This is a genomic window from uncultured Limnohabitans sp. (assembly GCF_937889215.1).
Classification (GTDB): Bacteria; Pseudomonadota; Gammaproteobacteria; order Burkholderiales; family Burkholderiaceae_C; genus Limnohabitans_A.
Map to the genome: position 1 here is coordinate 1 of NZ_CALBEX010000088.1, position 2,071 is coordinate 2,071.

The window sequence follows — 2,071 nt, forward strand, 5'->3', positions numbered from 1 at the left end:
CGCTGACCTTGGTGCTGCCAGGTGTGGTTCATTTGCTCAAGCCCACAGGCCAGTTGCTCATGCTGGTCAAACCGCAGTTCGAATTGCAGCCAGGCCAAGTGGGCAAGGGCGGCATCGTCAAAGACGACACACATTTCCCTTTCATCGAAAACCGTGTGCGCTCCGCATTGACCGAATTGGGCATGAAAGTGACCGCTTGGCTGGACAGCCCAATCTCGGGCGGCGACGGCAACCACGAGTTTTTTGTGCAAGCCTGCTGGCCTGACCCTGCGGCAGTGGCCCCCGCACGCGAAAAAGCGCGCGCAGCCCATGAGGCCGATCTGGCTGCTTTGGCGTATGCCAAGGCCAACGACTATTGAATTGAAAGTTGAAGTGATGTCTGGTTTGAAACTGCCCATCAGCCTGGAGTTTTTCCCGCCCAAAACGCCAGAAGGCGCAGACAAACTGCGCGGCGTGCGCGAACAGCTGTACACCCTTAAGCCCGAGTTTTGTTCGGTGACCTACGGCGCGGGCGGCTCCACCCAAGAGGGCACGTTTGCGACCGTGGGCGCGATCCAAGCCGAAGGCGTGCCAGCGGCTTCGCACTTTTCGTGCATTGGTGCAACCAAGGCTTCGGTGCGTGCCGAGCTGGCCACGCTCAAGGCCATGGGCGTGCAGCGCCTGGTGGCTTTGCGCGGCGACTTGCCCAGCGGTTACGGCGCAGGCGGCGAGTTCCATTACGCCAGCGACTTGGTGGCTTTCATCCGGGCAGAAAGCGGCGACGATTTTTACATCGAAGTGGCGGCCTACCCCGAGATCCACCCCCAAGCCAAATCACCAGAGTCGGATTTGCAGGCCTTTGCCACCAAGGTCAAAGCCGGGGCCAATTCGGCCATCACGCAATACTTCTACAACAGCGACGCGTATTTCCGCTTTGTGGACGACGCCTACAAATTGGGCGTAGATGTGCCCGTGGTGCCAGGCATCATGCCGATCACCAGCTCGACGCAATTGCTGCGCTTCTCAGACGCCTGCGGGGCCGAAATTCCGCGCTGGATCCGGCTGCGCCTGCAAGCCTATGGCGACGACACGGCCTCAATCAAGGCCTTTGGCCTGGACGTGGTGTCGGACCTGTGCGAACAGCTGATCAACGGCGGCGTACCCGGCCTCCATTTCTACACCATGAACCAGAGTGCGGCCACGCTGGCGGTGCTGCAGCGCCTGAACTCGCTGACGTACTGACGCGCTGCGCCATGCTGGACCTGACGCATTGGCCACGCCCCCCTCGGCCCTGGTTGGGGGTGTTCACCGACATCGATGACACCCTGACCACCGACGGCGCAATCACGGCCGATGCCTTGCATGCCCTGGGCGCGCTGAAACAAGCCGGCCTGATGATCATTCCCATCACCGGGCGGCCCATGGGCTGGAGCCGAAACTTCGCCCACCAATGGCCGGTGGATGCCCTGGTGGCCGAGAACGGGGCTGCGGCCTGGATACCCCAAGCCGACGGTGCACCCCGGGCCACCTACCAGCAAAGCGACGCGGTGCGCTCAGCCAATTGGACGCGCATGCAAGCGATGACGGCGCGCATCCTGCGCGAGGTGCCAGGCGCCGCGCTGGCGCAGGACAGTGCCGGGCGAGAGACCGACATCGCGATCGACCACAGCGAGTTCACGCATTTGCCGCCGCAAGCCATCACCCAGGTGGTGGAACTCATGCGCAGTGAGGGCATGAACGCCACCGTCAGCAGCATCCACATCAACGGCTGGTTCGGTGAGCACCATAAACTGTCGGGGGCTCAATGGATCGTCAAACAATTGTGGGGACGTGCACTGGCTGCCGAGATCGAGCGTTGGGTTTATGTGGGAGACTCCACCAATGACCAAGTGATGTTCGAGCACTTTGAAAACAGCGTGGGTGTGGCCAATATCCGCCGCTTTGAAGCACAACTGACCCACCGGCCACGTTACATCACCCCCAGTGAACGCGGTGCCGGTTTTGCAGAGTTGGCCCGGCACTTGCTGACGCACCTGAACTGAGCCCCCCGGTTTTAAACACATCCCATCGCGGCCCATGCCGCGATGCTTAC

General features: G+C 61.7%; 3 protein-coding genes. All 3 read left to right on the forward strand.

What is annotated here, in order from left to right:
* Positions 1-359, forward strand: a 359-nt coding sequence (locus Q0341_RS01995) for an SAM-dependent methyltransferase (RefSeq protein ID WP_366522662.1), incomplete at its 5' end; no start/stop codon positions are given.
* A gap of 16 nt (positions 360-375) precedes the next feature.
* Positions 376-1,221 (forward strand): methylenetetrahydrofolate reductase [NAD(P)H], encoded by an 846-nt coding sequence (gene metF / locus Q0341_RS02000; RefSeq protein ID WP_299510187.1) that lies wholly within the window; start codon positions 376-378, stop codon positions 1,219-1,221.
* A gap of 11 nt (positions 1,222-1,232) precedes the next feature.
* Positions 1,233-2,021 (forward strand): HAD-IIB family hydrolase, encoded by a 789-nt coding sequence (locus Q0341_RS02005; protein ID WP_299510188.1) that lies wholly within the window; start codon positions 1,233-1,235, stop codon positions 2,019-2,021.
* Positions 2,022-2,071 lie beyond the last annotated feature (50 nt).